The sequence below is a fragment of the Halomonas sp. NCCP-2165 genome, assembly GCF_023708045.1.
Lineage (GTDB): Bacteria > Pseudomonadota > Gammaproteobacteria > Pseudomonadales > Halomonadaceae > Bisbaumannia > Bisbaumannia pacifica.
The window spans coordinates 1-25,872 of record NZ_BRCY01000028.1 but is presented as its reverse complement, the minus strand read 5'-3'; the positions used below and the strand labels follow the sequence as shown (position 1 = coordinate 25,872).

Here is a 25,872-nt window from a genome sequence, read left to right as displayed (position 1 = left end):
CGGCGGGATCTCCCCGTGGGCCGGTCTCACTTACTGGGCAGCCTTGGCCTTCTCGACGATGGCGGCAAAGGCGGCTTTTTCGTGAACCGCGAGATCGGCCAGGACCTTACGGTCGATCTCGATGCCCGCCTTCTTCAGGCCGGCGATGAAGCGGCTGTAGGACAGGCCGTTCTGACGGGACGCGGCGTTGATACGCGCGATCCACAGGGCACGGAACTGACGCTTGCGCTGACGACGGTCGCGGTAGGCGTACTGACCGGCCTTGATGACGGCCTGCTTGGCAACGCGGAAGACCCGCGAACGGGCACCGTAGTAGCCCTTGGCCTGCTTCAGAATCTTCTTGTGACGGCGACGTGCGACGACACCACGCTTGACACGAGTCATGGCTTTCTCCTGACGTTAGAAATGGTCGACCAAAAGGGCTTACAGATTCGGCAGCATGCGCTGAATCAGGGCCTTGTCGGCGTCGTGGATCTGCTTCATCCCACGCAGCTGACGCTTACGCTTGGTGGACTTCTTGGTCAGGATGTGGCTGCGGAAAGACTGCTTGTGCTTGAAGCCGTTGGCAGTCTTCTTGAAGCGCTTGGCCGCGCCGCTGTTGCTCTTGATCTTCGGCATGAGGGAAAACTCCGCTCGATGTTTTTCAGAAAACCCAAGGCCTGCCCTCGCCTCCCGGGGGAAACGAGGGCCCGTTAGCTTGCCTATGGATCACTTCTTGTCGACGATCACTTCTTCTTGGGGGCAAGAATCATGATCATCTGACGCCCTTCCATCTTGGGGAAGGACTCGACGCTACCGATCTCCTCGAGATCGGCGGCGATCCGTTCCATCAGCTTGCGGCCGATGTCCTGGTGGGCCATCTCACGGCCCCGGAAGCGCAGGGTCACCTTGCCCTTGTCGCCCCCTTCGAGGAAACGTGTCAGGTTCTTGAGCTTCACCTGATAGTCACCCTCGTCGGTCCCGGGCCGGAACTTGACCTCCTTGACCTGGATCTGCTTGGTCTTTTTCTTCTGTGCCGCCTTCTGCTTCTTCTGCTCGAAGACGAACTTGCCGTAGTCCATGATCTTGCAGACGATGGGATCGGCATTGGAGATCTGTACGAGGTCGAGACCCGCGGCTTCGGCCTTCTCCAGGGCTTCCTGGGTGGAGACGATGCCCAGCTGTTCGCCATCGGCATCGATAAGGCGAACCTGGTCTTCGGTGATACGCTCGTTCATTGGCGGACGCTTGTCCTGGACGCGCCCTCGCTGATTATTACGCTTGATCGCTAAATCTCCGTTCTGAGTGACGTTGTCATTATAACCCCTCGGCGGTCAGCCGAGCGAGCAGGTCGTCGACCTTGATGCTGCCGAGATCCTCGCCACTGCGGGTACGCACGGCAACAGCGTCGGATTCGACTTCCTTATCCCCCACCACCAAGAGGTAGGGAACCTTCTGCAACGTATGCTCCCGGATTTTAAAGCCGATCTTCTCGTTCCTCAAGTCCGCCTTGGCCCGCACGCCGATTTTCTGCAGGCGCTGCTCCAGATCGAGCACATAGTCGCGCTGGGCATCGGTGATATTGAGGATCGCCACCTGCTGGGGGGCGAGCCACAGCGGCATGGCCCCGGCATAGTGCTCGATCAGGATCCCCAGGAAGCGCTCGAAGGAGCCGAGGATGGCGCGATGCAGCATGACCGGCGTCTGACGCGCCCCCTCCTCGTCCACGTACTGGGCGCCGAGGCGTCCCGGGAGGTTGAAGTCGAGCTGCAGGGTACCACACTGCCAGACCCGGTTGAGGCAGTCGCGCAGGGAGAACTCGATCTTGGGCCCGTAGAAGGCCCCCTCCCCCGGCTGCAGCTCCCAGTCGAGCCCGGTGCTGTCGAGGGCCGCCTGGAGCCCCGCCTCGGCACGATCCCACATCTCCGGCTCGCCGAGGAAGTCCTCCGGACGGGTAGAGAGCTTGAGCTCCACGTCCTCGAAGCCGAGCTCCTTGTAGACCTCGAGGGTCAGGGCGATAAAGGCCTCGGCCTCGGCCTGGATCTGCCCCTCGGTGCAGAAGATATGGGCATCGTCCTGGGTAAAGCCGCGCACCCGCATCAACCCATGCAGGGCACCGGAAGGCTCGTTACGGTGACAGCTGCCGAACTCCGCCAGGCGCAGCGGCAGGTCCCGGTAGCTCTTCAGGCCCTGATTGAACACCTGCACATGGCAGGGGCAGTTCATCGGCTTCACCGCGTAGTCGCGCTTCTCCGACTCGGTGGTGAACATCAGCTCGCTGTAGTGGCCCCAGTGCCCCGACTTCTTCCACAGGGAGAGATCCACCACCTGGGGCGTCTTGATCTCCTGATAGCCGTTGGCGATCTGCACCCGGCGCATGTACTGCTCCAGGGCCTGGTACATGGTCCAGCCATTGGGGTGCCAGAAGACCATCCCCGGGGCCTCTTCCTGGAGGTGGAAGAGATCGAGTTTCTTGGCCAGCTTGCGGTGATCGCGCTTCTCCGCCTCCTCGAGGCGCTTGAGGTAGGCCTTGAGGGCTTTCTTGTCGCCCCAGGCGGTGCCGTAGATGCGCGTCAGCATCGGCTTGGAGGCGTCGCCTCGCCAGTAGGCCCCGGCCAACTTGGTCAGCTTGAAGGCCTTGAGGTGCCGGGTATTGGGCACATGGGGCCCGCGGCACATGTCGGTGTATTCTTCGTGATAATAGAGACGGATGGCCTCGCCTTCGGGGATATCGCGGACGATCTCCTGCTTGTAGGGCTCGTCGCGATGCAGGAAGGTGAGCATCGCCTTGTCGCGATCCACGTACTCGCGAACCACATCGTAGCCCGTGTCGATCAGCTCCTTCATGCGCTGCTCGATGGCCTCGAGGTCCTCCGGCGTCACCGAGCGGCCGAAGTCCACGTCATAATAGAAGCCGTCGTCGATGACCGGCCCGATGGCCATCTTGGCCTCGGGATAGAGCTGCTTGACGGCATGCCCGATCAGGTGGGCGCAGGAGTGACGAATGACCTCCAGCCCCTCGGGGTCACGGGCGGTGAGGATGGCCACCTCGGCATCATGGTCGATCACATCGGCGGCATCCACGGCGACGCCGTCGATCTTGCCGGCCACGCAGGCCTTGGCCAGGCCGGGGCCGATGGACTCCGCCAGCTCCATCACGGTCAGGGGAGCGTCGAAGGTCTTCTGGGTGCCGTCGGGCAGGGTAACGATGGGCATTGCTTATCCTTAACGCGCAGTGGTGGGCCATACCAGGGCTCACGTGTCGCAGGTCGAGAGAATGGGATACGTTCGGGTCATCGGGGCGCCCCCACCATGGGCGACGACCGACCGGCAGTGACCGGCGGCACCGAGGACACGAAGGGGGTGAACTTTAGCAGATCGAGATGACCTCGCGCCATCCACACCTGACGCAACAGGGGCGCCCGGAGGCGCCCCTGAGATCGGACTCGAGAATGCCGGGCTTAGTCGAGCACGTTCAGCTCGACCCGACGGTTCTCGGCGCGGCCGGCATCGGTCTCGTTGCTGGCCACCGGACGCGCTTCGCCGAAGCCACGGGCCACCAGGCGATCGGCCTCGACGCCGCGAGCGATCAGGTAATCGCGAACGGAGTCGGCACGGCGCTGGGAGAGCCCCAGGTTGTACTGATCGGAGCCCACGGAATCGGTATGACCACCGATATGCACGCGGACGCCCTGGCTGCGCTCGTTCTCCATCAGGCGGCGCGCCACGTCATTCAGGGTGGCATGGGCGGCCGGCATCAGCTCGGCGGAGTCGAAGGCGAAGTTCACTTCGCTGGAAAGCACCAGCGGCTCGAATTCCGGCACCGGCTCGGGCTCGGGGGCGGGCTCCGGCATCGGCGCGGGCTCGGCGACCGGCTCCTCGGAGTAGTCGGCACACAGCATGGCACCGATGGTCGCACCGGCGGTGGAGCCCACGGCGGCACCGGTATCCTCGTCGGACTCGCTGCTGGTGGCGTAGCCGATGCCACCACCGATCAGACCACCGGCGATACCACAGACCAGGGGCTGCTGATACCAGGCACGATCGGAGGCACTCGGGTTGCTATTGGTAGAGGCACAACCGGAAAGACCGATTACCAGGGCGGAACCAAGCAGCAGGCCAGTCGTTGATTTTTTCATGTAAGACTCCTTCTTTGACGCAGTGCGAACGTCGCGTGACGCACAAGACGGTTCTCGGAGGTCATTCCGAGAGCCCGAAAACCCGATAGGGGAAAGCCGCAATCACGCAGCATTCCTTTGCAAAATAACCACAATGGCCTAATTCGACCAGAGCTTATACGCGTGTTTCATCATCTCATGGCGCCCATTGGCTGCCAAGAGGCGATCACCGATCAGTGCAAGCCCTCGGGCCAACGTTCTTTGAACTCCAGCAGGGCGCGAGCCCCCGCCAGGGCCGAGGGTTTGAGTTCGTCTTCCACCGCCAGTCGCTGCTTGTCCTCCTCGAAACGCTCCCTGGGAGACAGGGCCTGACGCGCCGAGTGAGTATGCAAGTGAGCCGTACGGGCATGCACCTCGGCGAAGACCCGGAAGGCATCGCGCTCCACCAGCCGAGGGTCGATGATATCCAGCATCACCTTGCAACGCAGCGCGCCTTCGGTGATATCCACCTGCTCGCTGAGCATGGCGCGCGCCACGGCATCCAGCCCTTCCAGGCACTGCTCGTGGGCGCGGCGGACCTCCTCGGCGCGGAAGGCCTCACGACGCTTGACCTCACGCCACAGGCTCCAGGCATAGCCGGACAGGCCGGCGATAATCAGCAGCGCCAGGGCGGCCAGGCCGATGGCCAGGGGGGTATTCATGGAACGAACCTCATCTACGTCGTCATTCCCGGATCCCGGGATATTTAGTACAAATACTATACACAACCAAGAAAACGAACAACTATGGCGCCTCGGTGCGCCAGCGCCCCTGGGCCTCGGCACAGGCGATAAAGGCCGGGTTGCGCAGCGACTCGCCGCCGTTGTAGGTCAGCGGCAGCAGGGTGTCGGCCACCAGGACACCACCCCCCGCCCCTTCCAGCACCGCCTGAGCGGCGGCGGTATCCCATTCGCTGGTAGGCGCGAAACGCGGATAGAGGTCGGCCTCCCCCTCGGCGATACGGCAGAACTTCACCGAACTCCCATAGCGCAGCAGAGACGCCTCGGGAAAGCCCGCCAGCCAGGCACGCGTCTGTTCGTCCAGATGGGCGCGACTGGCCACCACCCGGGGCGGCCACCGGGACGCCACCCGAATCGTCTCGGCCTGCTCCCCCCGCCAGCGCCAGGCGCCGAGGGCGGAACCGCCCTCCCAGGTGGTCCCCGTTACCGGCGCATGCACCAGCCCGTAGCGGGTACGCCCCGCCTCGACCAGGGCCAGGTTGACGGTAAAGTCATCGAAGCCGTCGATAAACTCGCGGGTCCCATCCAGGGGATCCACCAGCCAGTAGCGCGACCAGTGGCGGCGAATCGCCCAGGGCACCACGGCCTCCTCCGAGAGCACCGGCACCTCCGGGGTCAATGCCGCCAGCCCCGCCATCAGCACGTCATGGGCGGCCTGGTCGGCGGCGGTCACCGGGCTGGCATCGGCCTTCTCGCGAGCCGCCCAGTCGCCGCCGGCGCGCACCGCCAGGATCGCCTCGCCGGCCCGCACGCAGAGCTCGCGCAATGCCGCTCGCGGAAGCCATTCAGTGGATGCCATGATCTGCTCCTCGGTGTCGAAGCCGCTACCCTAGCGGCAGAGCCTCGACGCGGCAAGGGATGGCCTTGCTTAGCTGGCGAACGTCGCGGCGGGCTCGTACAATGCGCGCGAATTTTCCCACTGATATAAGGATATGCCATGGCCAACCCGGACTCCGCCCCCGCGACCGGGGCGCCTCGACCGCCCAACCTGGCCGCGCGTATCGGCCTGTGGCTGGGTCCAGCCTGGCTGCTGTTCACCCTGCTCTCGCCGGCGCCGGCCGGGATGAGCGAGAGCGCCTGGCTGTGTGCCGGCCTCGGCCTGCTGATGGCCACCTGGTGGTCCACGGAAGCGATTCCGATTCCCGCCACGTCGCTGTTGCCGCTGCTGCTGGTTCCGGCACTGGGCATCGCGCCCATGGGTCAGGTCAGCGGCAGTTATGCCAATCCCATCATCTACCTCTTCCTGGGCGGCTTCCTGCTGGGCATCGCCATGCAGCGCTGGGAACTCCACCGGCGCATCGCCCTGCATGTGCTGCGCCTGGTGGGTCATCAGCCGCGCCGGCAGATCGCCGGCTTTATGCTGGCCACGGGCTTTCTGAGCATGTGGGTCTCGAATACCGCCACCGCCATCATGATGCTGCCCATCGGCATGTCGGTGGTCAGCCTGCTGGGCCAGGATAACGATCCCCAGGAGCTGGCCCGCTATGCCACCGCCCTGCTGCTGGCCATCGCCTACTCCGCCAGCATCGGCGGCGTGGCCACCCTGATCGGCACCCCGCCCAACGCCTTGCTGGCCGGCTACCTGGCCGAGTCCCGGGGCATCGATGTGGGCTTCGCCCAGTGGATGGTGATCGGCCTGCCGATCAGCGCGGTGATGATGCTGCTGGCCTGGTGGTGGCTGAGCCGTGGCGGCTTCGCGCTGCGTCAGGGCGACGACAACGGCCAGATGATCCGCGATGAACTGAACCGGCTGGGTAGGCTGAGCGCCGCGGAGCGCCGGGTCGGCATCGTCTTCCTGCTGGCCGCCCTGGCCTGGGTATCGCGCCCGCTGCTCAATGACCTGGGCCTCGACTGGCTCGGCGACACCGGTATCGCCATCGCCGCGGGGCTGCTGCTGTTCCTGATCCCCAGCGGCCGCGCCCAGGGCGAGCGCCTGCTGGACTGGGACGCCGCCAAGACCCTGCCCTGGGGCATCCTGCTGCTGTTCGGCGGTGGCCTGGCCCTGGCCGGGGCCATCAGCCAGTCGGGACTCGCCGAGTGGATCGCCGAGCAGCTCTCGCTGTTCGGGGTGCTGCCGCTGCTGGCCCTGGTCGGCATCGTGGTGCTGGTGATCATCTTCCTCACCGAGATCACCTCCAATACCGCCACCGCCGCGGCCTTCCTGCCCCTGCTCGGCGCCCTGGCCCTGTCGCTGGATATCTCGCCGCTGCTGATCACGGTGCCGGCGGCGATCGCCGCCAGCTGCGCCTTTATGATGCCGGTGGCGACGCCGCCCAACGCCATCGTCTTCGCCACCGGTCATATGAAGATCCGGTCGATGATTCGCGCCGGCTTCGCCCTCAATATCCTCAGCACCCTGGTGGTGACCCTGATGGCCTACGCCCTGATCACAGTCTTCTGGTAAGGCCCGACACCTCAGACGCCGCCATTGGGCGGCGTCTGGGAGACTACCAGGGCCAGGCCACGGCGTAATGATCGAGCAGCAGCACCCCGAAGACGCCGAGGATATAACGAATCGAGAACCAGAAGGCGGCCAGCGGCGCCCGTGGATCCTGCCCCCGCCAGACCCGATAATTCCACACCATAAAGCGCAGGTTCAGCGCCATCACCCCCACCAGGTAGACGGCTCCGCTCATGCCGATCACGAAGGGCAGCAGGGTCACCACCAGGGTCAGCCAGGCATACAGCCAGATCTGCAGGCGGGTAAAGGCCTCGCCATGGGTGACCGGCAGCATGGGCACCCCCGCCCGGGCATACTCCTCGCGCTTGTGAATGGCCAGCGCCCAGAAGTGCGGTGGCGTCCAGGCGAAGATGATCAGCATCAGCAGCAGCGGCTCGGGGCCCAGGCTTCCGGTGATCGCCGTCCACCCCAGCAGCGGCGGCGCCGCCCCGGCCACCCCGCCGATCACGATATTCTGAGGCGTGGCGCGCTTGAGGAAGGCGGTATAGATCAGCGCATAGCCGATCAGCGAGGCCAGGGTCAGCCAGGCGGTCAGGGCATTGACCTGCCACAGCAGCAGGCCGATCCCCAGCACCGACAGCAGGGTCGCCCAGGCCAGGGCCAGGGGCGTGGCCAGCCGCCGCGTGGCCACAGGGCGCCGCGCGGTACGCGCCATCAGGACGTCCAGCTTGCGATCCAGCACATGGTTGTAGGCGGCCGCCCCGCCGGCGGCCAGGCCGATGCCCAGCAGGCCATTGGCCACCGCCGCCAGCGACGGCACCCCCGGCGTGGCGAGCGCCATCCCGACCAGGGCGCAGACCAGCATCACCAGCACCACCCGGGGCTTGCACAGGGTCAGCAGATCCCGCCAGGACTCGCCGACCCGCTCGAGCCGCGCGGGCATCATCAGGGCATTACGCATGGGCCATCTCCTTCTCGCTCGCCTGCCGTGCGTCACCGATACGGCTCGCCTGCCAGGCCCCGAGGGCCAGGGCCAGGGCCAGGGCCACCGCCCCGGCGGTATGCGCCAAAGCCAGTCCCAGGGGCAGCCACCAGAGCACATTGGCCACCCCCAGGGAGAACTGAACGCCGTAGAGGCCCAGCAGGCCCATCAACCAGGGCCGCAGTGGCGGCCGCCGCCACTCCCGCCGGGCCAGCAGCACGAGCCCCAGCCCCAGGGCCAGGGCACCCAGGCGATGACCGAGATGGATGGCGGTACGCGCATCGGCATGCAGCTGGCCATGCAAGTAGTTGGGCCCCACCGTCTGGGTCAGGTGGAAGCCTTCGCTCCAGTCGGTGGCGGGCCACCACTGGCCGTTGCAGGTGGGAAACCCCTGGCAGGCGATGCCCGCATAATTGCTGGAGACCCAGCCGCCCAGGGCCAGCTGGCCCACCAGCAGCACCGCCGCCAGCCCCCAGAGCGGCGAGAGCCGTCGGCGACTCGCAGCAGGCTTCGCGGCGGCCAGTTCGCGCAGACGCAGATGCACCCACAGGAAGAGCAACAGCACGCCGAGGCCCCCCAGCAGGTGCAGGGTGACCACCTGGGGCCACAGCTTGAGGGTCACGGTAAAGGCGCCGAAGGCGCCCTGCAGCAGGATCATCCCCAGCAGCGCCAGGGAGAGGCGCCAGGGATAACCGGGGCGTCGACGCGCCCCGGCCCCCAGGGCCACCAGGACCAGCACCACCAGCCCCAGGGCCGAGGCAACATAGCGATGGACCATCTCCACCCAGGCCTTGAGGGCCTCCAGCGGCGCCTGCGGCGAATGGGCCGCGGCGGTGGCGGCATCGGGCACCACCAGGCGCCCATAGCACCCCGGCCAGTCGGGGCAGCCCAGGCCGGCATCCATCAGCCGGGTCCAGGCCCCCAGCAGGATGACCCCCAGGGTCGCCAGGGTGCCCAGCAGGCTGAGCCACTTGAGCAGGTGGAGCCGGGATTCGGTCATGGCGTGCCCTCGCGGTTAACCCTCGTCTCTGCTCAGCTTATGCCTCTGCGGCGTTGAAGGCTGCCGCTCAATTCGACGCCAGGTCACGCTCGGGATTGACCCGCAGCAGGTGCTGGAGGTCATCCATCACCTCCCGCAACGGCGCCCCGGGGGGATAACCCAGCAACACCTCGCCCCGCGGGGAGAGCAACCACAGCGCCCCCGGCTCGCTCCACGCCGGCGGCATGCGCCAACGTGCCAGGCGCTCGCCGGGGAGGGTCTCCTGGCCCGGCGCCCCGGCGGCGACGATTCGCAGCCGCTCCACCCGGGGAGCCTCCCGCCCTAGGGCCCGGTGCAGGCGCCACCAGCGGTCCGCCTGGTCGGCGCAATCGAGACGACAGTCGAAGGCCAGCCGCCAGCCCTCCCCGGTGGCCGGCGCCAGCAGCGGCCACTCGGCCAGGGCCGGCACCTCCGGCGCCAGCCGACCATGGGCACTGCGCGCCTCGGGGATCGCCACTCGCCAGGTCACCATGACCCAGGCGACGACCAGGGGGGCGGCGAACAGGGCCATCAACAGCAGCAGTTTCACGCGGGGATAGCGAACGGCGCTCATCGGGACTCCTCGACGACGGCAGGGGGACGGGGCACCAGGCGGCGGCCGCCCAGGATCATGATCACCAGGGCGGCCAGCGCCAGGCCCCACCACTGGAAGGCATAGCTGCGGTGCCGCCCGGGCGGCATCACGCTGGGTCGCCACCACGCCTCATAGGCGCCCGCCCCGGCCTGCTGATGCAACCAGCCGGCATGGGCGAAATCCTCCGGCCAGGCCTCGAGGGCGATGCGCTGCAGTCGCCGTCCCTCGCGATTGGGCCCCAGCAGCAGGCCGCCGTCGCCGGCCACCTGCCAGGTGCCACTGACGGTCACCGGCCCCTCGGGGGTGGTCATCTCGGGATCGACCCGGTAGGGGCCGGTGGCGATAAAGCCTCGCTGGATCAGCCAGCGTCGCCCCTGGGCGTCCACCAGCGGCGTCAGCACCGCCACGCCGACCCGCCCCTCGCGGACCCGGTTATCGAGAAACAGGGTCCGCTCGGCGACGAACTCGCCGCTGAGGGTCAGGGTGGCCCCCCCCATGGGCGCCTCGTCGGGATCAACCAGCGCCGGCGCCGCGGCCCGGGCCTCGAGGTAGGCCGCCTTGGCCGCCGCCCGCTGCCACTGCCAGCCCCCCAGGACCAGGCCGAGGATCACCAGGCTCGGCCAGAAGACCCACCACAGACGGCGCTTGACAGCGCCCGGCGGCTTCCTTGAACTGTGATCATTCGATGCCACGGAGTGCCCCATGCTGAAATTCGCCATTGCCCTGGTCTTCTTGCTGATGCTGACCAGCCTCGCCACCGGTGCCGGCTTCCTGCTCCGCGACGGCGGCGCCTCGCGGCGCCTGCTGGTATCGCTCAAGCTGCGGGTGGCCTGTGCCCTGGTGCTGCTGGCGCTGCTCTTCTATGGCTTCTATTACGGCGGCCTGAGCTGAGCGCCGACACCGGGCTCAGAAGACATAGACGAACAGGAAGAGCCCCACCCAGACCACATCGACGAAGTGCCAGTACCAGGCGGCGGCCTCGAAGCCGAAATGGTCGTCGCCGCTGAAATGATCCCGCTGGATGCGCACCAGCATCACCGCCAGGATGATGGCCCCCACGGTGACGTGCATGCCGTGGAAGCCGGTCAGCAGGAAGAAGAGGCTGCCGTAGATGCCGGCATCCAGGGTCAGGCCGTAGTGGGCATAGGCCTCGTAGTACTCGAAGCCCTGCACCAGGATAAAGCAGGCGCCGAGGAAGACGGTCCCCGCCAGCCAGTTGCGGCAGGTGCGCCGGTAGCCCTCCTTGAGGGCCTCGTGGGCGATGGTCAAGGTCAGGCTGGAAGTGACCAGGATCAGGGTATTGACCAGGGGCAGCTGCCAGGGGCTCAGCACCTCGTGGGGACCGGAAACCGAGGCATCCGGCGGGTTCAGCAGCGGCCAACTGGCGGTGAAGTCGGGCCACAGCAGCGCCGCCACCCCCTTGGCACCCTCGCCGTCCAGCCACGGCAGGGCGAAGGTGCGCACATAGAAGAGGGCGCCGAAGAAGGCGGCGAAGAACATCACCTCGGAGAAGATGAACCAGCCCATGCCCCAGCGGAAGGAACGATCCATCTGCGCATCGTAGAGCCCCTGCCGGGATTCCCGCACCACGTCACGAAACCACAGCGCCATCACCGCCAGTATCGCCGCCACGCCGAGCCCCAGCAGCGGCGCCCCCCAGCCATGGACCATCTGCAGGCCGGCCCCCAGCATCATCCCCCCCAGCGCCAGGGAGCCGAGGATCGGCCACTTGCTGGTCGCCGGAACATAGTAGCTACCACCACTCATGCTTCACCTCCTTGCGCCTCGGGGGCCCTTCGGGCGATCTCGCCGGCGGCCACCGGATACAGGGTATAGACCAGGGTCACGGTATGAATCTCGGCGGGCAGGTCGCGATCGAGCTGGAAGACCAGCGGCAGCGCCAGCCGCTCCCCCGCCGCCAGGCGCTGCTCCTCGAAACAGAAGCAGCTCAGCTTGCGCAGGTGGCGGTTGGCCTGGGACGGCGTCACGCTGGGCACCGCCCGCCCCCACTGCTCCGCCGCCCCCTGATTGACGAAGGTGAAGCCCACCTCCACCGTCTGGCCCGGGTGCATGCGCAGCTGGCGCTGCTCCACCTCCAGGCGCCAGGGCAGGCCGGCGCCGCTGCGGGTCACCAGTTGCACGGTCACGTAGCGGGAGTCGTCCACCCCCTCATGCACCAGGGCCTGGGCGGTGGTATCCACCTTGCCGTTGAGCCCGGTGACCCGACAGAAGACGTCATAGAGGGGCACCAGGGCGAAGGCGAAGGCGAACATCGCCACCAGCACCAGCAGGGTCCGACTCACGGTGCGCTGTACCGGGCTCATCGACCTCCTCCCGACGGGCTCCCCCGTCGCCAGACCTCAGGGATGCGGCTGCGGCGTCACATGGGGCGGCGTCTCGAAGGTGTGCAGCGGCGCCGGGCTGGGCACGCTCCACTCCAGGTCCTGGGCCCCCTCCCAGGCCTTGGCCGGCGCCTTCTCGCCACCGCGCACGCACTTGACGATCACCACCACGAAGAGCAATTGCGAGAAGCCGAAGAGGAAGGCCCCCAGGCTCGACACCAGGTTGAAGTCGGCGAACTGCAGGGCATAGTCGGGAATCCGTCGCGGCATGCCGGCCAGCCCCGAGAAGTGCATGGGGAAGAAGGTCAGGTTGACGCCGATCACCGACAGCCAGAAGTGCCAGCGTCCCAGGCGCTCGCTGGGGTAGTGGCCGGTCCACTTGGGCAGCCAGTAGTAGACCGCGGCCATGATCGAGAAGATCGCCCCGGGCACCAGCACATAGTGGAAGTGTGCCACCACGAAGTAGGTATCGTGGTACTGGAAGTCCGCCGGGGCGATGGCCAGCATCAGCCCCGAGAAACCGCCGATGGTGAACAGCACCACGAAGGCCAGGGCGAAGAGCATCGGGGTCTCGAAACTGATGGAGCCCTGGAACAGGGTGGTGATCCAGTTGAACACCTTCACCCCGGTGGGCACCGCGATCAACATGGTGGTGTACATGAAGAAGAGCTCCGCCACCAGGGGCAGCCCCACCACGAACATATGGTGCGCCCAGACCAGGAAGGAGAGGATGGCGATGGAGGCGGTGGCATAGACCATGGAGGCGTAGCCGAACAGCGGCTTGCGGGCGAAGGTGGGAATGATCGCCGAGACGATGCCGAAGGCGGGCAGGATCATGATATAGACCTCGGGGTGCCCGAAGAACCAGAAGAGGTGCTGGAAGAGCACCGGGTCGCCGCCGCCGGCGGCATTGAAGAAGCTGGTGCCGAAGTTGATATCCAGCAGCATCATGGTGATCACCCCGGCCAGTACCGGCATCACCGCGATCAGCAGGAAGGCGGTAATCAGCCAGGTCCAGACGAACAGCGGCATGTCCATCATGCGCATCCCCGGGGCACGCAGGTTGAGGATGGTGGCGATGATATTGATCGCCCCCAGGATCGAGCTGATCCCGGCCAGGTGCATGCCGAGGATAAAGAAGGTGGTGGACGGCGGTGCATAGGTGGTGGAGAGCGGCGCGTAGAAGGTCCAGCCGAAGTTGGGCCCGCCGCCGGGCATCAGCAGGGTGGAGAGCAGCAGGGTGAAGGCCACCGGCAGCAACCAGAAGCTGAAGTTGTTGAGCCGCGGCAGGGCCATGTCCGGGGCACCGATCTGCAGGGGAATCATCCAGTTGGCCAGGCCGGTAAAGGCCGGCATCACCGCCGCGAAGACCATGATCAGGCCATGCAGGGTGGTCATCTGGTTGAAGAACTCCGGCTCCACGAACTGCAGCCCCGGCTGGAAGAGCTCCAGGCGCACCACCAGGGCGAAGATCCCGCCGATAAAGAACATGCTCAGCGAGAAGACCAGGTAGAGGGTACCGATCTCCTTGTGGTTGGTGGTCAATAGCCAGCGCAGCAGGCCCCCGGACGGCGCGCTGGGCGACTCCGCGGCGGCACCGGCACCGCCGGCGCTATGCCCCAGGGGGGACTTGGGCAGCTTCGATGCCATCGGTGTTCTCCCTTGTGCTGATTCTAGCGAGCGAGGCGCTCGGCGACCCGGGCGGGCTGGAGTACATCGCCGGTGGCGTTGCCCCAGGCGTTGCGCGTATAGGTGATCACCGCCGCCAGCTCCACCGGGTTCAGGGTGTTGCGGAAGGCCGGCATGGCGGTGCCGGAGACGCCGTTGATGACGGTGTCGAGCTGCCAGCCGATGTCCTCCTGGAGCCGCGGATTGCCGGCCAGGGCCGGGAAGGTGGGCGGCGCGCCCTGCCCCTCGGGCTGGTGACAGGAGGCGCAGATGGCCGCATAGACCTCCTCGCCACGGGTCATCAGCTCCTCCTGGCCCCAATCGCGGTCGACGCCCAGGGCCTCCTGGGCCGCCTCATCACGCCGCTCGGCGAGCCAGGCATCGAACTCGTCCGGTGCCAGGGCCTGCACCACGATGGGCATGAAGCCATGGTCCATGCCACACAGCTCGGCACACTGTCCCCGGTAGATCCCGGGCTCGTTGATGCGGACCCAGTTCTCGTTGACGAAGCCGGGCACGGTGTCCTGCTTGACCGCCAGCGCCGGCACCCACCAGGAGTGGATGACATCGTCCGAGGTGAAGAGGAAGCGCACCTTGCGCCCCACCGGCAACACCAGGGGGTTGTCCACGTCGAGCAGGTAGGTCTCGCCCCGGGCTTCCTCGCCGCGGACCTGCGCCCGGGGGGTGCTGAGACTGGAGGTAAAGGCCACCTCCTCGCCCAGGTATTCGTAACGCCAGCGCCACTGCTGGCCGGTCACCATCACGTCCAGCTCGGCATCACCGGTGTCGTACATGCTCTTCAGGGTGGCCGTGGCGGGCACCGCCATGGCCACCAGGATCAGCAGCGGCAGGGTGGTCCAGATCACCTCCACGGTGGTGTGCTCGTGGAAGTTGGCCGCCTCGGGCTGGCGGGAGCGACGGTAGCGGAACAGCGAATAGAACATCACGCCGAAGACCACCACGCCGATCACCACGCAGATCCAGAAGATGGTCATATGCAGGGAGTGAATCTCCCGGCTGAGGTCGGTGACCCCCACCGGCATGTTCCAGCCATTGGCCAGCACCTGGGGGCACAAGGCGAAACCGCCCGCTCCCGATAGCCAAGCAAGCCTCCTGGGCATCGGCGCCTCCTTCGTTGTTATTGACCGCCTTGGGCCTGGCAAACCGAATATTAGTCAAGTCTGGAAGGAGTATAGGAAAGATCCCCGGCTCGCCTCCCCGGGGGGCCGGCTCCCCCTAAACGCAATCATCAACGCAGGGGAAAGCCCGATGCCGCCTTACCCCGCGGCCAGCCTGGCCAGCAGCACCACCAACAGCACCAGCACGGCGGCGGCGACCAGCCCCACCAGGATGAAATGCCCCGGGCGCCCCTGCTCGAAATCGCGCCGCCGCTGGCGCTCCTTCTGGACGCCGAAGAAGGCCGCCAGTACCGACTTGATGACCTGCCACATCGCCTGCCCTCCGCCGCTCCGTTCGTCACTACCTTGACCCAGAACAAGGAAAGCCGCCGGTCGCCCATTCAACGCCAGGGCCAGCGACTACACTTAACGGGTTTGCCTCGACACCCCCTCATGGAGGTCCCCATGTCCCGAGCCGCGCCTTCCCCCCTTGACCCTACCCAACCCCTGATGCGCTGGTGGCTCACCTCCTGGAGTCACCAGGCCCCGCCCATGGCACGCCTGCAGCTGGCCTGGCTCTCCATGGCCGGCGAGACCCTCCAAGCCGAGCTGGAGTTCTTCGGCGCCTGTGCCGATATGCAGCGTCGCTGGCGTCGTTGCCTGAGTCACGAGAAGGATCCCCAGGCCCTGGGGGAGTGTTACCAGTCGCTGGTGAAAGAGATGACCGACGCCCAGTTTCAGCGCCTGCACCGGGTCAGCCAGTTGCCCAATGACTTTCGTCAGCAGGTCTGGGAAGAGCTCTGACCCCCTCCGATGGGCATGGAATACGACAGGGGCGCCCATTCCGGCGCCCCTGTCGCGTGTCGGCGGTTTATAGTCCCAGCAGGCGGGCCACCAGGGGCAGGACGAAGGCGGTCAACAGCCCGGTGAGCCCCATGGCCAGCCCCGAGAAGGCACCGGCCAGGGCCCCGTACTGGGCGAAGCTATGGGCGGTGCCGAAACCGTGCGCCGCCAGCCCCATGGCAAAGCCGCGGATATCCGGTTCCTCGATGCGCAGGGCGCGGAAGATCCAGGGCGCCAGGGCACAACCGATGGAGCCGGTCAGCAGCACCAGGCCGGCCGCCAGGGCGGGGATGCCCCCCAGCTGCTCGGCGACGCCCATGGCGATGGGCGAGGTCACCGAGCGCGGGGCCAGGCTCAGCAGCGACTCGCGACTGGCGCCCAGCAGCATGGCGATGCCCAGGGTGGAGGCCACGGCGGTGGCGATGCCGGTCAGGCAGGCCGCCAGGATGGGCACCAGGCGACGGCGGATACGCTCGCGATGATCGAACAGCGGTATCGCCAGGGCCACGGTGGCCGGCCCCAGCAGGAAGTGGATGAACTGGGCCCCCTCGAAATAGGTGACATAGTCGATATCGGCCAGCAGCAGGAAGCCGATCAACAGGGCGATGGCCAGGATCACCGGATGCACCAGGGGCGTGCCGCCCAGCCAGCGATTGATGCGCGTGGCCAGCAGGAAGGCCAGCAGGGTCGCCAGCAGCGCCAGCAAGGGTTGACTGGCCAGATAGACCCAGAGCCGGTCGAGGTCGGTCAGCATCAGCGCCCCTCCCCGTCCCGGCGACTCAGCCGGCTCATCACCTTGGCGGTCACCGCCAGGGTGATGGCGGTGGAGGCCACCAGGGTGATCAGCAGCGGCCAGAGATCGGCGCGAATCAGCTCGAAGTGCACCATCATGCCGACCCCCGCCGGTACGAAGAGCAGGGTCAGATGCCGCAACAGTCCTTCCCCGGTACGCCGCAGCCCCTCGGGCACCCGGCCCAGCAGCAGCAGGCCCCCCAGCAACAACGCCATGCCGATGACCGGTCCCGGCACCGGCATGGCCAGTCCCCGGGCCAACAGCTCGCCCAGCAGCTGGAATCCCAGCAACACGCTCATTCCCACGACGATTGGCATCCGTCCTCCCTTGTCTCTGGCCGCGGCATCGGGCCGCCGACACAGTATATCGGAGACCGGGCGTCGCGCCGACGCCGTCCTAGCCGGTCGGGGTGGACTCGGTGGATACCCGGGCGTCCGCGCACCAGTCCAGGAAGGCCTCGGCCGGCAGCGGACGCGCATAGAGATACCCCTGGCCGATATCGCAGCCCATGGCGACCAGGCACTCGGCCTGGCCCCGGGTCTCGACCCCTTCGGCCACCACATCACAGCCCATGCCATGGGCCAGGGCCGTCACCGTGGCCGCCAGTTGACGATCGTCCGCGTGCTCGGCGATCCCGGTGACGAAGGCGCGATCGATCTTCAGGGTCGAGACCGGCAAGGTCTTCAGATAGGCCAGTGAGGAGTGGCCGGTGCCGAAGTCATCGATGGCGACCCGGATTCCCTCCCTATCGAGCACGGCCAGCTGTTTTCGCGCCTGGGACAGGTCGGCCATCAGCCCGGACTCGGTGACCTCGATGGAGAACGCCTCGACCGGCAGGCCATGGCGCCTCAAGCGTGCCAGGAGGTCCTGGGCGAAGCCCTCCCGGCAGAGCTGACGGGCGGCGACATTGACCGCCAGGGAAAAGTCGGCGGGGACGCGCCCCTCGGCCAGCCACGCCTTCAGCGCCTGCATGCCGTGCTCCAGGACCCAGTCGCCGATGGCCAGGATCTCGCCGCTGGCCTCGGCCATGGGAATAAAGCGCCCCGGCGAGATCAGGCCGCGCCGCGGGTGCTCCCAGCGCAGCAGGGCCTCGGCGCCGATCACCTCGCCGGTCGGCATCCGCAGCTTGGGCTGGTAGGCGAGGAACAGCTCGCCACGCTGGGTCACGCCCCGTAGTGCCTGATTGAGTTCGAGATCGTCCCGCTGGGCGGTCTCCAGGGCATCGCTATGAAAGCGCACCGGCGCCTCGCCGGGGTCCGGGAGCGCCAGCGCCGCCATCTGTACCAGCCGCTGCGCCGCCACTCCCCGCCCGGCGGCCCCGCCGACCCGGGATGCCATGGTCAGGGACATGCCATCGAAGGCGTGCTCGTCGGCCAGCCAGTGCTGCAGGGTGCCCGCCAGCTCGAGCCGTGCCACATAGCCGGGGTCCGGGAGGACCACCAGCAGTTCCGCGCCGCCCCAGAGCCCCTGCCGCCCCTCCTCGGGAAGCCACTCCGCCAGCCCCCGGCCGAGCTGGGCCACCAACCGCTCGGCCACGTCATGGCCATGCAGGCGGGCCACGTCATGCAGGGCATCGAGGACGATATAGAGCACCGCGGCCCCCCGCTCCCCGGCCATGATGCCATCGAGCGCCTCCATCAGGGCGCGCCGATTGGGCAGGCCGGTCACCGGGTCGGTATTCGAGAGCAGCTCCAGCTCCCGGGTACGCTCGGCGACCAAGCGCTCCAGCGCCACCGCCTCCTGATGACGCCGGGCATAGCGCAGCTCGACCTCCAGCGCGTTGCGGACCCGTTGCAGCACCTCGCCGTGGTCGAAGGGCTTGGTGACCACGTCTCGGGCGCCCAGGCTCAGGGCCTGGCTGCGGGTGGCCTCATCCACCTGGGCGGTCAACACGATCACCGCCGGGCCACGGCTGCCGAAGGCCGTTTCCAGGGCCCGCATGACGCCGTGGCCATCCAGGTGCGGCATACGGATATCCAGCAGGATCAGCGCCGGCATCGACTGCCGACAGCTCGCCACCACCTCACGGGACTCCAGTAACCCTTCCACCTGCGTGAAGCCTTGATCCTCGAGCAGGTCGATCAACAGCTCCACATTGATGGGATTATCGTCCACTACCAGGATTGGCAGCCGCCGCAGTGCCTCGGTGAGACGTTCAGGCATGGGGCTCTCCCTCGATGGGTAGGTGCTCGTTCAGGACCCGCCTCAGGCGCTCCAGGTCCAGGGGTTTGGTCAAATAGCCGTCGAAGCCCGCCAGTCGCCCGCGGCGAATATCGCTGGGCATGGCGCTGGCGGTCACCGCCAGCACCGGCAGGCTCGACCACGATGGCTCGCGGCGCAGCCGCGCGAGCAGGGCATGGCCATCCATGCCCGGCAGATGAATATCCAGCAGCAAGAGATCGGGAAGCTCCCGCCCGAGGCGTTCCAGCGCCTCCTCCGCACAGTTGGCGGTGCTCAGCTCCACGCCCTCCAGCTCGGCGAAGACCTCATGCATCAGCTGGCGATTCGCCGGGTTGTCCTCCACGTAGAGCACCCGGCAGGATGTCGCCGGCCCCTGCCCGTCGGTGGGTGCGGTATCGCCGGCGGCGGCCTCCGGCGCCGGGCCGGCCTCGGCCAGGGGCAGGGCGACATGGAAGACGCTCCCCTCCCCCAGGCGACTCTCGACCCAGATCTCGCCGCCCATCGCCTCCACCAGCTGGCGGGTGATCGACAGGCCGATTCCCGTGCCTTCGATGGCCCCGTGCTCGGCGCCCAGACGCTGGAAGGGCTCGAACAGGGCGCTTTGGTGCTCCCGGGCGATGCCCAGGCCGGTGTCGCGTACGCTCAGCCACACTCGCGTCGACTCGCCGCTGACCGATACCGCGACCCGCCCGCCGCGACGGTTGTACTTGATGGCGTTGGAGAGCAGGTTGAGCAGCACCTGCTTCAGGCGGGTGTAATCCGCCCGGACCTCCGGCAAGGCGATGGTCTCCGGGGCACTCAGCGTCACCTCGGCATCGGCGGCACTGGTCTGGACGCTCATCAAGGCATCGCCGACCAGCTCGTCCAGGCGCACCCGCTCCAGGGAGAGCGACAGCTTGCCGGCCTCGATACGGGCCAGGTCGAGCACGTCGTTGATCAGGGCCAGCAGGTGCTGCCCGCTGCGCTCGATCTGCGCCACCTGCCGGGCCTGGCGCTCGTTGAGCGGCTGCTGCCGACTGTTGGCCAGCAGCTGGGCATAGCCGAGCACCGCATTGAGCGGGGTGCGCAGCTCGTGGCTCATCGAGGAGAGAAACTCGCTCTTGGCCCGGCTGGCGCGCTCGGCCTGGTCGCGCGCCTGCGCCAGGGCCTCGGTGGCCCGCGCCCGTTCCGCCAGGCCGCGGTGCAGATTGATCAGCAGGGCACAGGTGGAAGTAAAGGGCTTGAGCCATTCCAGCAGCGCCTGATCATAGCGACGCCGCCCATTGGCAATGGCAAACATGCCGATCAATGTCTGACCATCATGGATCGGCACGCCGAGGTAGTTGCGCAGGCTGGGGTGGCCCGGCGGAAAGCCACCGCGCCCGGGGTGGCTGGCCAGGTCCTCGGTCATGACCACCTCGCCGTGGGCAAAGACTCGCCCCAGCAGGCTGTCCGGATTGGTGAGCATCATGTCACCGCTGCGCAGCCGCTCCATCAGACGCCGGGACTCCTCGCTCCAGGAGAGGTCGGTGATGGCGTGGAGCTTCAGGGCCGGTGCCCCCTCGGCCTCGACCACCTCGCCGATCAGCGCATAGTCGCTGTCGGTGAGCTCGCGCAGGGCCTCCATCAAGAACTCCCAGAGCCGGTGGCCGGACATCAGCGCCTGGTAGTCGGTGATCCCCTGGTGCAGCACCCGCAGCAGGTTCGACTGGCGGCGCGCCTCGGTGGTGTCATGTACCACGCCCACCACCCCGCGCACGCCCTCCTCGCGATTGCCCAGGGGCGACAGGCTCAGCTCCAGGTGGCGGCCCTTCACCTCGCCCAGCACCAGTTGCCGGGGGGAGCCCAGGCTCACCACCTCCCGCTCGGCAGACTCGATCCGCGCCGCCAGGGCGTGGGAGAGCAAGGCGGAGAGCGGCGGCGGCTCCTTCGCCAGGGCGTCCAGTCCCAGCAGCTCGCGACAGGCGCGGTTCGCCGCCAGGTAGCGCCCCCCGCTGCTGCGCGCATAGATGGGCTCATGGCTGCCGTCGATGATCGCCCCCAGCAGGCGCCGCTCGCGCTGGGCGGCACGTCGCGCCTCATGGATCTCGCTGAGCTCGGTGAGGATGCCGATAAACTCGTCCACCTCGCCGTCGCCGCCACGAATGGCGCTGACCGCCAGATGCACCGGCACCCGCCGGCCGTCACGGTGGCGGGCCACCACCTCCCGGCCCTGGCCGATGATCCGCGGTGCCTCTCCCGCCAGGTAGCGGCTCAGGTAGCCATCGTGGCGACTCGCCTCGTCATCATGCATCAGGGCCTTGATGTTCTCCCCCACCAGGTCGTGGCGGGAGTAGCCGAGCAGCCGCAGGGCGAAGGGGTTGATATCGCGCATGATGCCGCGACGATCGATGCGGATAATGCCCGCGGCGGACTCCTCCAGCACGGCGGCCATGCGTCGGGTGCTGAGCTCGAGCTCCTCCTGCTGTCGGCGCTGGCGCCGGCGAAGGGCTTGCTGGGTCAGGAGCACCTCGGCCTGGGCGGCCAGTTGCTCGAGCAGGTGGCGCTCCCGGGTCGACAGGCTCCGCGGCCGCGTATCGATAAGACACAGCGTTCCCACCGCTTCCCCGTCGGGTCGCAGCGGCACCCCGGCATAGAAGCGGATGGCCGGAGCGCCGCTGACCGGCGGTGCCCCGGCGAAGCGCGGATCGGCCTGGGCATCCTCGACCACCAGGGTGTCGCCACCGGCAATGGCGTGGCCGCAGAAGGTCTCCTCGGGGGGCAGGTCGGCGGGCAGGTCGCGCCGCGTCCAGCCCTGGCCGGCGATACAGCGAAGGCGCCGGTGCTCCAGGAGGGTAACCAGGGCGGCGGGCACCTCGAACAGGTCCCGAGCCAGGGTCGTCAGTCGCTCCAGGGCAGGATCCGCCGAAGACTCCGGCACGGCGAGCGCCTCCGGTGCCGTAAGGCGCGCCGACGCGTTATCGGAAGGGGGGGATGAATCCATGCCATTGCCTCAATACGCTATGCTTGATTAGCGATATATCGGCGACAGGCGAGCGGGCTTTACCCCGCGACACGAAATCCCGCGTGCGACGAGGCCCATAACGAAAAACGCCCACCGACCTCGGGAGGACGGTGGGCGTTTCTCTTGAAGTGAATCGCCTCCTCCTCTCCGGCTCCTGCACTGGAAGGGGGGAAGCCGAGATCCTCACGGCAATACCTTACGAGCGATCCTCATTGAGGAATTCCGGATCACTCCTCTTCCCTCTCAGTATCAAGGCGGCTGGGAAGTGCATGGAACTCCTCAAGTGGCATGGGAGGGGAGAAGAGGTAGCCTTGATAGATATCGCAGCCAAGCTTGTCCAGCACCGCATACTGGGCTGGTGTTTCCACCCCTTCGGCGATTACCGATAGCTCCATGCTGTGGGCAAGAACGATGATGGTAGCGGCTATGGGAGGCGTCTGCATCTCGTGGGCCAGGTTACGTACAAAAGCAATATCGATTTTGAGAATATCCAAGGGCAGGGATTGCAAGTACGTGAGCGAGGAATAACCAGTACCGAAATCGTCCAGCGCAAAACTGACTCCGATGTCTCTCAGTATGGCCATCTTTTCGATCGTGTCCTCCGGATCGTTGAGCAGCAGAGACTCCGTCAGCTCCAGGGTCAGGCTCTCGGCAGACGCATTATGCTGGCGAAGTGCCACACGCACCTGCTCGACGAAATCTGGTTGCTGGAACTGGCGAGCGCTAACATTCAAGGAGAGCTTTAGATCGCGTCGCGCTGGTTCCTGGCACCATTCGCCGAGCAGACGGCAGCCTTCATTAAGTACCCAGTTGCCGAGGGGCACAATGAGTCCCGTCTCTTCCGCCACCGGGATGAAGTGGCTAGGGGGGATGCGGCCACGCTCGGGATGTTCCCATCGTATCAATGCCTCCGCGCCGATGAGGCACTTTCGAGCATTGACCTGGGGCTGTAAATGCAGGCACAACTCCTCTTTGCGGATGGCATAGCGTAACTCGCGCTCGAGGATGGCGCGTGCGTTGAGCTCCTGTTCGAAATGTGGGTGGAAGAACTGAGGACGGTCGTCACGCTGACGTTTGGCTTCCAGCAAGGCCAAGGCGACCCGCTTGAGCCACTGTCCGACAGAAGAGGCGGGCTCGCTGGGGGTTAACAGCAACATACCGACGTTCAATCGGCACGGGTAGGTGTGGCCATGTAGGGGATAATCGGCGCTCAAGTCGGCGACGACTTCGTCGATGAGTCGATCAGCCTCCTGTCGTGCGGCGGCTTCATCTGTGCTAGAGAGCTCCGCAAGCAGGGCGAACTCGTTGCCGTCCAGGCGGGCCACGTTAACTCCTGACCGAGCCCAGCGCTGCAAACGCTTGGCCAGCTGACGAAGTAGCTCATCGCCGGTATCCGGTCCTAGACTGTCATTGAGAGCCTTAAAGCGATGGACATCGAGCAGAGTCAATAAGACCCAAGGCTGATTATGCGCGTGGTCATTATCATAGTCGGCGAGGCGTTCTTGCAGTGACCGTCGGTTGGGGAGCCCCGTCAGGGCGTCGTGGTAAGCGAGGTGCCGAATACGCTGCTGTGCCCGTTGTTCGGCCGACCGGTCGCTAAGTAGGGCCACATAGTCATGTGCATCACCGTCGGTATAGGTGACGCTGCTGACACTGAGTTGTGCCGGGAAGCACTGGCCGCTGCGGTGTCGCGCCTCAATCTCCCCCCTCCACTTTCCGGTCTTCCCCAAGGCTTTTTGGATCTTCTGGTTGAGGGTCTCACTATCGTGAGTATAGGTCAGCTGCCAGACCGAACGCCCGATCAACTCCTGCTGTTCCCAACCGATCAATTTTTCGAAAGCACTGTTGCAGAGCCGGACCCGCGCCTTGTTATCGAACAAGACCACGCCGTCCTGAAGGGACGAAATGACTTCGAGCAAGTGAGCCCGGCTCATGTGCTGATGGTAGGCACTAGTCCGCAAGCGGCGACTCACCTGTGTAGCGACCAAGGTCAGGGTTACAATCAGAGCGATGCTTCCGCCGATGAAGTAGCTTAACCAATGGGAACTGATGCCCATAGCCTGGGGAGAGACGAGAGTGTTAGGCTGCGGAACAAACCAAGCAGCCTCCATGGCCACATAGTGCATGCCGCATATGGCTAGCGACACGCTTAGGGCCGAGACGAGTGCACAGGCCTTGGCCCGTTTAGCTCCCCACCCCAGACGAAACAGTTGATACGCATAGATGCTTGAAATGCCTAGGCCAATCGCAATCAACAGGGAAAGTAGGAATAGGCCGGTGGAATAATACAACTCTGCAGGCATCTGCATCGCAGCCATGCCAGTATAGTGCATCAGACCGATGCCCCCTCCCAGCCCAATACCGGCACATAGCATCGCACGATGAGAGGTTATTTTCCGAGACAGTACCGCCATGGTACCGAGGCTACCTAGAATGGCCGGCACTATAGACACCAGGGTCAAGGTAAGGGTGTGACTGACGGGAAAGTCGAGCCGATAGGCATGCATCCCAATGAAATGCATGCTCCATACTCCGAGCCCCATCACGCTAGCCCCCGCACATAGCCAGAGCCACCGCCAAACCATGCGACGAACTTGATGAGTCAATTTGATAATATCTAATCCAATATAGGCTGCTGCCAGGGCAATCAGCCACGATAGCAGGACTAGTTGCAGGTCGTACTCGCCCTGCACCGCGTCGATGGCATGGGGATCGAGAATCAAGTTATCCAATAGTGCCATCTCCATATCGCTCGTTGGGGTCTAGGCTTTTGATGAATGCTAACGAGTCGTTAGAACGCTACCACAAAGATATGATCTTACCCAGCATTGGTGGCCACCGATCCAAGCGATCATTCGGGCCTCGAAGGCCTTCGGGCTGATCATCCCAATCGCACTGGGCCAGCGCTGCCGGTTGTAGTCCATCTCGATGTACTCGAACACTAGGTTCTGTGGATGCTCACCCTGATGCCAAGGCCTGCTGGTAGCTAATCAACAAGCCCGGAGAGACACAAGGCTCCGTACGAAAATGCCTGCGCTCGCCCATACGGCGTTAAAAATCGTCTCGTGCGCGAGTCCGATCAAAGTACTCATTTACACCCCGTAAACTCGTACGCGAGCCCGGTCCGTCTTTTCGCCGATTTTTGCCTTGTCTGGCCATCGCTCGCCGACTTTTCGTACAAAACCTAGCCGCTGCATGGCATCCCGGGACTCAAATCGCTCGCCATGGGCCGCCTCCACCTGAGGCTGTGGAAGACGCTCTCGGCACAGGCATTATCGTAGCAGTTGCCTTTGGCACTCGTGCTGCACCGGAGATGGTGCAGGGTCAAGCAGTTTGGCCATCTTACGGCGTTATAGGGCCATCTTCAGGGCATCGCCGACAAACTCGCCGGTCATCCGTTCATTCATCACCCAGCCGACCATGTAGCGTGAGTACAGATCGATCAATACCACCAGCTAGAGCCACCCCTCGCCGGTTGCCAGGTATGTAACGTCGCCGACCCATTTCTGGTTCAGCGCTGTCGGGGTGAAGTCCTGCTCGAGCAGGTTAGGTGTCACTGACAGCGTGTGCTGAGAGTTCGTCGTCGCCTTGAACTTGCGAGCTGCCTTGGCACGTTGGACTTGGCGCTGGCGGCAACGGTCTTACGGTCTGCCACGTAAGCCCAACGCCAACCTGGGAGCGCCTGAACGCCCCTTCCGATGGTGGTAAACCTCGGCCATACACTGGTCGAGAACCGCCTGCTGACGGAGCCTGGATGACGTCGCGCCATCGCGCTGTTGCCAGGCGTAGTAGCCACTACGGACGACGCCGAGAAGCGCGAACATCCGTTGAATACTGAAGGCCTGACGATGCTGCTCAATGAAGGTGCACTTCACTTCAGGCTCTTCGAGAAGCCACCTCCCTGGCTAAGGCCCAGCAGTGGGTAGCCCAATCCTTGGAGGCCTGAAAATAGGCTCATCGCAGATCAGCGTGAAGCCACGACATGGTCGATCTCCAGCAAGCCATTGTAGGAGCAGGCTTTAGCCGGCGATTTTGGCCGGCTTGGCCGATTTACACCTGCTTCCCCATCGCC

General features: G+C 65.8%; 24 protein-coding genes and 1 pseudogene. 3 read left to right on the top strand and 22 right to left on the bottom strand.

What is annotated here, in order from left to right; genetic code table 11:
• Positions 1–30: 30 nt before the first annotated feature.
• The 7 genes from rplT to cysQ form a co-directional block, all read right to left on the bottom strand.
• A complete protein-coding gene (gene rplT / locus NFU04_RS13410; RefSeq protein ID WP_146801078.1) occupies positions 31–384 on the bottom strand; it encodes a 50S ribosomal protein L20 in 354 nt (117 codons plus the stop codon).
• Positions 385–423: 39 nt separating this feature from the next.
• On the bottom strand, positions 424–618 hold the full coding sequence (gene rpmI, locus NFU04_RS13405; RefSeq protein ID WP_089725334.1) for a 50S ribosomal protein L35: 195 nt from the start codon (positions 616–618) through the stop codon (positions 424–426).
• Between the two features lie 107 nt (positions 619–725).
• On the bottom strand, positions 726–1,265 hold the full coding sequence (gene infC / locus NFU04_RS13400) for a translation initiation factor IF-3 (protein ID WP_273668236.1): 540 nt from the start codon (positions 1,263–1,265) through the stop codon (positions 726–728).
• Between the two features lie 31 nt (positions 1,266–1,296).
• Positions 1,297–3,195: a threonine--tRNA ligase gene (thrS, locus tag NFU04_RS13395; protein WP_251309953.1), complete on the bottom strand. Its 1,899-nt coding sequence runs from the start codon at positions 3,193–3,195 to the stop codon at positions 1,297–1,299.
• Between the two features lie 245 nt (positions 3,196–3,440).
• Positions 3,441–4,118 carry an OmpA family protein gene (locus NFU04_RS16405; protein ID WP_285835154.1) on the bottom strand — a complete coding sequence of 226 codons (678 nt, stop codon included), beginning with the start codon at positions 4,116–4,118 and terminating at the stop codon, positions 3,441–3,443.
• Positions 4,119–4,330: 212 nt separating this feature from the next.
• The gene (locus tag NFU04_RS13385) at positions 4,331–4,798 is read right to left on the bottom strand and encodes a DUF2489 domain-containing protein (RefSeq protein WP_251309952.1); all 468 of its coding nucleotides are present in this window, start codon (positions 4,796–4,798) and stop codon (positions 4,331–4,333) included.
• Between the two features lie 82 nt (positions 4,799–4,880).
• Entirely contained in the window at positions 4,881–5,675 is a 795-nt protein-coding gene (gene cysQ, locus NFU04_RS13380) for a 3'(2'),5'-bisphosphate nucleotidase CysQ (RefSeq protein WP_251309951.1), read from the bottom strand.
• A gap of 138 nt (positions 5,676–5,813) precedes the next feature.
• Between cysQ and NFU04_RS13375 the strand changes: the two genes are divergently transcribed.
• Positions 5,814–7,280 carry an SLC13 family permease gene (locus NFU04_RS13375; RefSeq protein ID WP_251309950.1) on the top strand — a complete coding sequence of 489 codons (1,467 nt, stop codon included), beginning with the start codon at positions 5,814–5,816 and terminating at the stop codon, positions 7,278–7,280.
• Positions 7,281–7,323: 43 nt separating this feature from the next.
• On the opposite strand, the gene cyoE is transcribed toward NFU04_RS13375, so the two are convergent.
• The 4 genes from cyoE to NFU04_RS13355 form a co-directional block, all read right to left on the bottom strand.
• On the bottom strand, positions 7,324–8,238 hold the full coding sequence (gene cyoE, locus NFU04_RS13370; protein ID WP_251309949.1) for a heme o synthase: 915 nt from the start codon (positions 8,236–8,238) through the stop codon (positions 7,324–7,326).
• Positions 8,231–9,259, bottom strand: a complete 1,029-nt coding sequence (locus NFU04_RS13365; protein WP_251309948.1) for a COX15/CtaA family protein — start codon at positions 9,257–9,259, stop codon at positions 8,231–8,233. Before NFU04_RS13365 ends, cyoE begins: the two co-directional genes overlap by 8 nt.
• Before the next feature lie 67 nt (positions 9,260–9,326).
• Positions 9,327–9,851, bottom strand: coding sequence for a hypothetical protein (locus NFU04_RS13360; protein WP_251309947.1), 525 nt, complete (start codon positions 9,849–9,851; stop codon positions 9,327–9,329).
• Positions 9,848–10,564: an SURF1 family protein gene (locus tag NFU04_RS13355; protein ID WP_251309946.1), complete on the bottom strand. Its 717-nt coding sequence runs from the start codon at positions 10,562–10,564 to the stop codon at positions 9,848–9,850. The genes NFU04_RS13360 and NFU04_RS13355 overlap by 4 nt, the downstream gene beginning before the upstream one ends.
• 10 nt (positions 10,565–10,574) lie before the next feature.
• Here NFU04_RS13355 and NFU04_RS13350 point away from each other — a divergent pair, with 10 nt between their 5' ends.
• Entirely contained in the window at positions 10,575–10,763 is a 189-nt protein-coding gene (locus NFU04_RS13350) for a DUF2909 family protein (RefSeq protein WP_146801057.1), read from the top strand.
• Between the two features lie 15 nt (positions 10,764–10,778).
• Here NFU04_RS13350 and NFU04_RS13345 read toward each other — a convergent pair whose 3' ends face one another.
• From NFU04_RS13345 to NFU04_RS13325, 5 genes are all read right to left on the bottom strand, one after another.
• On the bottom strand, positions 10,779–11,639 hold the full coding sequence (locus tag NFU04_RS13345; protein ID WP_251309945.1) for a cytochrome c oxidase subunit 3: 861 nt from the start codon (positions 11,637–11,639) through the stop codon (positions 10,779–10,781).
• Complete coding sequence (locus NFU04_RS13340) at positions 11,636–12,196, bottom strand: cytochrome c oxidase assembly protein (protein ID WP_251309944.1); 561 nt, start codon at positions 12,194–12,196, stop codon at positions 11,636–11,638. Before NFU04_RS13340 ends, NFU04_RS13345 begins: the two co-directional genes overlap by 4 nt.
• 36 nt (positions 12,197–12,232) lie before the next feature.
• Positions 12,233–13,864, bottom strand: coding sequence for a cytochrome c oxidase subunit I (gene ctaD / locus NFU04_RS13335; RefSeq protein ID WP_251309943.1), 1,632 nt, complete (start codon positions 13,862–13,864; stop codon positions 12,233–12,235).
• A gap of 23 nt (positions 13,865–13,887) precedes the next feature.
• A complete protein-coding gene (gene coxB / locus NFU04_RS13330; protein WP_251309942.1) occupies positions 13,888–15,003 on the bottom strand; it encodes a cytochrome c oxidase subunit II in 1,116 nt (371 codons plus the stop codon).
• Between the two features lie 156 nt (positions 15,004–15,159).
• On the bottom strand, positions 15,160–15,333 hold the full coding sequence (locus NFU04_RS13325) for a DUF2970 domain-containing protein (RefSeq protein WP_198057837.1): 174 nt from the start codon (positions 15,331–15,333) through the stop codon (positions 15,160–15,162).
• Between the two features lie 132 nt (positions 15,334–15,465).
• On the opposite strand from NFU04_RS13325, the gene NFU04_RS13320 reads away from it, so the two are divergent.
• A complete protein-coding gene (locus NFU04_RS13320; protein ID WP_251309941.1) occupies positions 15,466–15,804 on the top strand; it encodes a hypothetical protein in 339 nt (112 codons plus the stop codon).
• Positions 15,805–15,871: 67 nt separating this feature from the next.
• On the opposite strand, the gene NFU04_RS13315 is transcribed toward NFU04_RS13320, so the two are convergent.
• From NFU04_RS13315 to NFU04_RS16510, 6 genes and pseudogenes are all read right to left on the bottom strand, one after another.
• Positions 15,872–16,597 (bottom strand): LrgB family protein, encoded by a 726-nt coding sequence (locus NFU04_RS13315; protein ID WP_459382093.1) that lies wholly within the window; start codon positions 16,595–16,597, stop codon positions 15,872–15,874.
• Positions 16,597–16,953 (bottom strand): CidA/LrgA family protein, encoded by a 357-nt coding sequence (locus NFU04_RS13310; protein WP_251309965.1) that lies wholly within the window; start codon positions 16,951–16,953, stop codon positions 16,597–16,599. The genes NFU04_RS13315 and NFU04_RS13310 overlap by 1 nt, the downstream gene beginning before the upstream one ends.
• A 79-nt stretch (positions 16,954–17,032) precedes the next feature.
• A complete protein-coding gene (locus NFU04_RS13305) occupies positions 17,033–18,799 on the bottom strand; it encodes a putative bifunctional diguanylate cyclase/phosphodiesterase (RefSeq protein ID WP_251309940.1) in 1,767 nt (588 codons plus the stop codon).
• Entirely contained in the window at positions 18,792–21,779 is a 2,988-nt protein-coding gene (locus NFU04_RS13300) for a GAF domain-containing protein (RefSeq protein ID WP_251309939.1), read from the bottom strand. The genes NFU04_RS13305 and NFU04_RS13300 overlap by 8 nt, the downstream gene beginning before the upstream one ends.
• A gap of 248 nt (positions 21,780–22,027) precedes the next feature.
• Positions 22,028–24,541 (bottom strand): EAL domain-containing protein, encoded by a 2,514-nt coding sequence (locus tag NFU04_RS13295; RefSeq protein WP_251309938.1) that lies wholly within the window; start codon positions 24,539–24,541, stop codon positions 22,028–22,030.
• A gap of 612 nt (positions 24,542–25,153) precedes the next feature.
• A pseudogene (locus tag NFU04_RS16510) lies at positions 25,154–25,426 on the bottom strand (DDE-type integrase/transposase/recombinase); the annotation flags it as partial.
• Positions 25,427–25,872: the final 446 nt, after the last annotated feature.